This window comes from Bacillus sanguinis (assembly GCF_018332475.1).
Taxonomy (GTDB): domain Bacteria; phylum Bacillota; class Bacilli; order Bacillales; family Bacillaceae_G; genus Bacillus_A; species Bacillus_A sanguinis.
In genome coordinates this window covers 1-7,000 of record NZ_BOQB01000454.1, presented here as the reverse complement: position 1 = coordinate 7,000, position 7,000 = coordinate 1, and the positions used below count along the sequence as shown (strand labels likewise).

The 7,000-nt window shown below is 32.3% G+C and carries 6 protein-coding genes and 1 pseudogene; all 7 read left to right on the top strand.

The window, feature by feature from the left end; all coding sequences use genetic code 11:
• A pseudogene (locus KI369_RS27595) lies at nucleotides 1-147 on the top strand (SseB family protein); the annotation flags it as partial.
• A gap of 111 nt (nucleotides 148-258) precedes the next feature.
• The gene (gene imm47 / locus KI369_RS27590) at nucleotides 259-1,071 is read left to right on the top strand and encodes an Imm47 family immunity protein (protein WP_238484970.1); all 813 of its coding nucleotides are present in this window, start codon (nucleotides 259-261) and stop codon (nucleotides 1,069-1,071) included.
• A 545-nt stretch (nucleotides 1,072-1,616) separates the two neighbouring features.
• On the top strand, nucleotides 1,617-2,801 hold the full coding sequence (locus tag KI369_RS27585) for a glycerate kinase family protein (protein WP_212958798.1): 1,185 nt from the start codon (nucleotides 1,617-1,619) through the stop codon (nucleotides 2,799-2,801).
• Nucleotides 2,798-4,228, top strand: coding sequence for an SLC13 family permease (locus KI369_RS27580; RefSeq protein ID WP_212958796.1), 1,431 nt, complete (start codon nucleotides 2,798-2,800; stop codon nucleotides 4,226-4,228). Before KI369_RS27585 ends, KI369_RS27580 begins: the two co-directional genes overlap by 4 nt.
• Before the next feature lie 127 nt (nucleotides 4,229-4,355).
• Nucleotides 4,356-5,039 (top strand): response regulator transcription factor, encoded by a 684-nt coding sequence (locus KI369_RS27575; protein WP_212958794.1) that lies wholly within the window; start codon nucleotides 4,356-4,358, stop codon nucleotides 5,037-5,039.
• Between the two features lie 3 nt (nucleotides 5,040-5,042).
• On the top strand, nucleotides 5,043-6,401 hold the full coding sequence (locus KI369_RS27570) for a sensor histidine kinase (RefSeq protein ID WP_212958792.1): 1,359 nt from the start codon (nucleotides 5,043-5,045) through the stop codon (nucleotides 6,399-6,401).
• Between the two features lie 19 nt (nucleotides 6,402-6,420).
• Nucleotides 6,421-7,000 (top strand): PepSY domain-containing protein (locus KI369_RS27565; RefSeq protein ID WP_212958790.1); only part of this gene is annotated, 580 nt, incomplete at its 3' end.

The following is a 7,000-nucleotide window of genomic DNA, read 5'->3' as shown; positions in this document are numbered from 1 at the left end:
GCAGTTGAATTATTAAAAACGATAGATTTAGAGGAAAATGTAATATTAAATCCAGGAACAAAATTTCAAAAATTATTTGTAAAGGAAGAAATTGAAGCGATTTGTGATAATAGTATTTTTGATGTTTTTTCTAAAGGGGATAAGTAAAAAATGAAAAGGGGATTATTGTATTTGGTAATAATCCACAACATACTGAGATTACTGTTTTTCAAAATAAAGTTCTGAAATGGCAACGAGAAAATGGAAAGAGATAATTTAATGAAAGTAGGTGCATTTATGGGAGAAACGAGAAATCTTATGAATAGTATATGGTTTGGAGAAAAAACAATTTTAGCTAAATCGGAAATAAAAGAAAAAATTTTAAAATCTGTAACAGAAACGGAAGTTGTATTTAACTTAATAGACTTATTTAAAACGGGGGATTTTACTCAAAAACCGCTATTAGTTCAATTAATGAATCAGACTAAAGATGAAGTGGTTCTGAATTTATGTATTAGAGTATTTTTATCTGTCGCAACACATGAAGACTTAAGGGATTCAAATAATCTCCGTTTTCTTAGTGAGGTAACTGAAGAAACAGTAGACACTTTTGCATCAGCAGCCACAACCTCACTTTCTCTTGAGGTAATTCCATATTTATTGACTTTACTTGAAGGGTGGGAGGAATTCAGTAATACAGCTACCATTATAAGAGACTCTATTGATTCCTTTATTAATTTTGAAGATCAAATTGGTGAAGATGCAACTATAGATGAAATTGGAAATTTTTATTTTAAGTATTGTCAGGAGAAGGATACAAATAGTTATTATTTTCAACAGAATTTAGCTTTTCCTGGAGACTTAGCTAAAAAATTGATTCAGCGGGTTATGATTGCTGCTAATAATGAGGAGCAATTAAAAATGGAATTAATACCATCTTTATTATCAATTTGGACTGGTAAAAGAGTACCTGCGGATTACAACACTATTATTAGTGCAAGTAATTATAAAGATTTTATTGACTATATAAACGAACTTTCAAGTGAAAATTGGGAAAAGGGACAAAAATATTTTTACGGATATAAGCTTTAACTATAATCTATGAAAAACAAAATATATGTGAAGTGGATAGGAAAAAATAATAGTGTGTTTGAAAATACATACTTCATGATGGTTGTACCATCATAGAGTATTATGTGCAATGATAGAATAGGAAAAGAAGTACGAGCTTAGGTAAGATGACATTTTATATGGCGATGAATTTAAATACATGGAATTTATATGAAACTAACGAACTCGTACAAACTCGTAAATTTTAACGTAGTAGTTATCATGATATAAAAAAGTTTTCTTACTGTTACTACAAAACTTACAAAATATAAATTTAAAGCAATTGCTTGTTGAGTACAGGAAACTCTAAATCGTACAAGTATTGTCCCGTAATAGAGAAATAAAATTGAATAAAGAGTAAAGGAATGTATCCGTTGCGCTATTTCATAGTGTAACGGATTTTTTAGTTCGCAAAATTCAGCACTTTCTCATCAAATTTTAATGTAAGCTTAATTGTGCTCTCTTTTTTCATCTTTAATATAAGCCGTAGATACGAAAGATATATAAGGTGAAGGGAGACATAATACATGCGTATTTTAGTTGTACCATCAGGATTTAAAGAAAGTTTAGGGGCGAAGGAAGCTGCTGATGTAATGAAAGAAGGGATTTTAAAAGTTATGCCACTTGCTACTGTAGAGACTTTACCGATGGTTGATGGCGGGGAAGGGTTTACAGAGGCAATTATAAATATTACTGGTGGAAAAATGTATAAAGTACAAGTAACGGGACCTGTTGGAGATGAGGTACAATCTTATTTTGGTGTTTTTGAAACGAGAAACGGTGAGCGTACAGCTGTTATTGAAATGGCTGCGGCGGCGGGGTTACGCCTTGTACCGAGAGATTTACGTGATCCAGGGAAAACGACTACTCACGGTGTTGGACAGTTAATAGAATTAGCTTTAAATAAAGGAGTAGATCGTATATTAATAGGATGTGGTGATTCAGGTACGTCTGATGGAGGTGCTGGTATGGCTGAAGCTTTAGGTGTAAAGTTTTTAAATGAAGATGAGAAGGAAATACAAATTCAAGGTGGCACCTCTTTATTACAAGTTTCAAAAATAGATACGTCACAAGTAGATCCTAGATTAAGACATGTCCAAATCGATGTTGCTTGTAATTGGTTTAATCAATTATGCGGTGAGCATGGAGTAGCTAGAGTGTTTGGTCCGCAAAAGGGTGCTAACGAAGCACAAGTAATAGAACTGGAAAAAGCATTGGAACGCTATGCTTCTATTCTAAAAAAAGATATAGGTATAGATGTACATCATACACCAGGAAGTGGTGCATCTGGTGGTCTTGGTGCTGGACTGCAAGCTTTAATTGGGGCAACGCTTCATCCGAGATACGACATTATTATGAAGTATATGGATTTAAATAAACTATTGCTAAAGTGTGATCTTGTATTTACCGCGGAAGGGAGTATAGATTTTCAAACACCACGTGGGAAAATTCCAGCTGAGGTGGCTAAATGTGCAAAAAGATATGGATTACCAGTAATAGCGTTAGTAGGAACAGTCGGTAAAGGAGCACGTATTAATTACGATTACGGAATTGATGCATATACAAGCATATTACCAATGCCATCTTCATTAGAAAATGCATTTTCTAATGCGGAGAAATGGCTTCGTGATTGTACAGAGAGTACGATGCGTACAGTTTTAGTTGGCTATCAAATCGCTTCTCGTTTAAATAAAAGTGGGTACGTATCATGATTGAAAAAAATGTAGTGGAATTACATGCGAATAACAATGATACTCCGAAAGTTAAGTCATCCTGGGTTCTGCCCGTAGCACTAATATTAATGGTAGAAATTGTTCTTTTGCTTCCATCATCATTAACGATGGAAGCAAAATGGAGTTTGTTTGGATTTTGCTCTGCAATTATATTATGGACAACAACAACGATAAATTCGGCCTATATTGCACTCGGTTCTGTATTATTTCTAATTATTTCAGGAACTGCAAAGCAAGATCTTTTATTTGATTCGCTAGCTTCGGATGTCATTTGGCTTATGATCGGTTCGTTTATTTTAGGAAGAGCACTTCAAATTACCGGTCTAGCTGAAAAAATGACGTACTTTGTTGTGAATCGTGCTCGTAATATATCAGGATTATGCTGGATTTTAACAATGATTATTCAAATGCTTTCCTTTTTTATTCCATCTACATCGGGACGCGCAGCGGTTGTATTACCTGTTTTTCAAGCTATATGTAAAGAAATTGGAAGTAGAAGAATTACGAAAGCATTAGCAATTTTAATGCCTACTGTGATTTTAGTTTCAACAAGTTCTACAATTATTGGGGCAGGCTCACATTTAATCGCCCTAGATATGTTAAAGGAATTTAATAATAAAAACATTACATTTGTAGAGTGGTTAATATGGGGATTACCATTTGGAATCATAATGAGCTTTATAAGTTGTCGCGTAATATTAGTATTATTTTTAGACAAAGAGGAAGTAAAAACGAAATTGCAACAGAAAAAAGTTAAGTTTGAATTATCACGAAATGAAAAGTATACAATTAGTATTTTAATAGGGATGGTAGCATTTTGGCTAACGGAATGGTTACACGGTTTGGAAATTGCAACTGTAACTATAATAGGAGTATTTTTATTAACTTTACCAAAACTCGGAGTGATGCAGTGGAAAGAAAGTTTAAAAGGTGTCTCTTGGAATTTAATTTTATTTGTTGGAGCAGCAATTGCATTAGGGAAATCTTTAATGGAGAGTGGTGCAGCGCAATGGATTATGCAAAAGTTATTTTTAGTAACAGAACTAATTAATAAGCAATCCATTTTCATCGTGTTACTCGTAATTGTTATCCTTTCAGTTACATCACATTTATATATTACATCTCACACTACGAGAGCAGTAATTTTTATTCCGCCACTACTATATTTTGCAAGTAGTCTACAATTAAATGAAGTAGCTGTTTTATTTTTAGGTATTGTTGGAATGAATTATTGTTTAACCTTTCCGGTCAGTTCTAAAGCACTACTATTATTTCAAGAAAGTGATAGAGAAACTTTTCAGCCGCAAGATTTATTAAAATTAAGTAGTTATTTAAGCTTTATTTATATATTTGTAATGGTTATATTTTACTATGCATATTGGCAATGGGTTGGATTGTCACTTTAAAAATCAGGAATATATTTCATTCCTGATTTTTTCATTAAGGATAAAATATATTGGGTATTTTTTCTTTTTACGGAAAGTATTACTTGTTATACTAAAATGGTGCAAATATATATTATAGGAGGCTTTTATGGGAGAAAGGATTTTAATCGTTGAGGATGAAGAAAAAATTGCTCGTGTCGTGCAGTTAGAATTAGAATTTGAAGGATATGAAAGTGAAATTGCAAAAACAGGTACAGAGGCAATGGAAAAGTTCAACAATGGTAACTGGGATTTAATATTACTTGATGTAATGCTTCCAAATATAAGTGGGTTAGAAGTACTTCGAAGGATACGTTTGAAAAATGCTGTAATACCTATTATTTTATTAACTGCTCGTGACTCAGTTGTTGACAAGGTTAGTGGTTTAGATCAAGGAGCAAGTGACTATATCACAAAGCCTTTTCAAATAGAAGAATTATTAGCGAGAATTCGTGCCTGTTTAAGAATTTCAAATGTAGTAAAAGAAGAGGAAAATAGTAGTTATCAGATTGCAGATTTATATTTAGATGAGAAAACGAGAGAAGTGAAAAGAGGGAATAATCTAGTCGACTTAACACCACGCGAATTTGATTTATTACTATTTTTAATGAAGCATGAAAATCAAGTGTTAAACCGTGAGCAAATTGTAACGAATGTTTGGGGATTTGATTATTATGGCGATACAAATGTTGTTGATGTATATATTAGATATTTGCGTAAAAAAGTAGATTGTAATGTGGACGTACCACTTATTCACACTGTTAGAGGTGTTGGGTATGTCTTAAAGGTGTAATGTATGAAAATTAAAAATAAAATATATTTATTCTCTACAGTATGGTTACTACTTATTTTATTAATTATTAATAGTTCAATATATTTTTTGTTTTATAAAGTGACTACAAACGGAGAGTTAGAACGATTGAAACGTGAGGCAATACATATCATTGATGGAATGAACGCAGATTCAGCAAAAGAAGTAGATGCAATAAGTCTATTGCAACCATACTTACCTGCAAACGGTATGATTAGAATTATTAATGAAAATTCAAAGGTAATGATTAGGCAAGAAGTAGATAGTACAAAACCAATTCCAGCATTAAATACGAAATTTGAAAGAAAAGAATCCGCTGGAATTTATGAGAAGAACGAGGGTAAATTTGCTTATATAAAAATGCCAATCATTTGGAATGATGGGAAAATCGTTTCGTTAGAAATGACAGAACGTTTAGATAGTTTGCAAGAGAATTTAAATATGTTAAAAAATGTATTAGTTATTGCATCACTTTTCGTTTTAATTCCGTCTTTTTTTGCGGGAAGAATGTTAAGTAAACTCATTTTGAAGCCTGTAAATTCTTTAATACAAACAATGGAGCATATACAAGATAGAGGGATATTCAAAAAAATACCGCTTGAGAAAAAATCAAAAGATGAATTGCACAAAATGGGAACGACATTTAATAAAATGATTGATTTATTACATCAGAACTTTGAAAAGCAACAACAGTTCGTTTCAGATGCTTCCCATGAATTAAGAACACCGTTAACAGTTATTGAAAGTTATGCGAAATTATTAAAAAGATGGGGAATGAAAAAACAAGATGTTTTAGAAGAATCTGTAGAAGCGATTTATTCAGAGGCAGTAAGAATGAAAGGTATGACGAATCAAATGCTGCTTCTTGCAAACAGTAGTGCTGAGTGGAATTTAGAGACTAACGAATCAGATTTGGTCCGATTATGTCAGGTGACTGCTGAGCAGCTAGAAAAAACATATGCTCGGAATTTTCGTGTTATAACAGAGGAAGAAAAAATTGTTGTAAATATTGACGAACAAAAAATAAAACAAGTATTAGTAGTTTTATTAGATAATGCAATGAAATACAGTAAAGATTCTATAGATATTATAGTAGGAATACAAAACGAAAAAGTCTTTTTTTCTATTCGAGATTACGGTATGGGAATTCCTAAGGAAGATATACAGAAAGTGTTTGATCGTTTCTTTCGAGTTGATAAGGCGAGGAGTAGGGAAACAGGGGGGACTGGTTTAGGTTTATCGATTGCCAAACAAATTATTGATGCTCATGAAGGAGATATACAACTTGAAAGTGAAGAAGGAGAATGGACGAAAGTTACAGTAAATTTACCTCATTTTTCATAAAAGGATAGGAGCTTTAAACATGAAAAAGAAATGGAAAATTGCATTGTTAGTTTGCTTTGCAGTTGTAAGTGTAGCGTTTGTATCACAACGTATTGTTTCTAAGCAAGGAGAAACAATATTATCTGAGAAGCAAATTCAAAGTATTGTATCTGAACAGTATCCTGGAAAAATTAAAAGTATGAAATTAGTAAATAAAGGGGAACAAGATTTTTATAAGGTAAATATTTCAAATGAACAAGGCTCATATGAAATAATAGTAGATGCCAAAAATGGAGAGATAAAACGAGCAAAAGAAAAAGCATTAAAAAGTAATACAATAACGAAAGAGAAAGCGGAAGAAATGGCGCTACAGAAAGTACAAGGTGAAATTAAACATACTATATTAGAAAAGAGAAATGAGATAGAAGTGTTTGTAATTACGGTAGAAACAAATGATAAGCAAAGTAAGGTAGTTGAGATTGAAAAAACAACTGGTCGAATTCAATTGTTAGAGAAACCGATGACAAAAGTTACAGAAGAGCAGGCAAAAGAAATTGCAGTGCAGCAAGTGCCAGGGAATATAAAGGGAATTAGGCTTGAGCAAAAAAACGAAAAAAATA

What these genes read in the sequence shown, in the direction of transcription:
- KI369_RS27570 (WP_212958792.1), top strand. Translation starts at nt 5,043, where the DNA reads ATGAAAATTAAAAATAAAATATATTTATTCTCTACAGTATGGTTACTA.
- KI369_RS27575 (WP_212958794.1), top strand. Translation starts at nt 4,356, where the DNA reads ATGGGAGAAAGGATTTTAATCGTTGAGGATGAAGAAAAAATTGCTCGT.
- KI369_RS27580 (WP_212958796.1), top strand. Translation starts at nt 2,798, where the DNA reads ATGATTGAAAAAAATGTAGTGGAATTACATGCGAATAACAATGATACT.
- imm47 (WP_238484970.1), top strand. Translation starts at nt 259, where the DNA reads ATGAAAGTAGGTGCATTTATGGGAGAAACGAGAAATCTTATGAATAGT.
- KI369_RS27585 (WP_212958798.1), top strand. Translation starts at nt 1,617, where the DNA reads ATGCGTATTTTAGTTGTACCATCAGGATTTAAAGAAAGTTTAGGGGCG.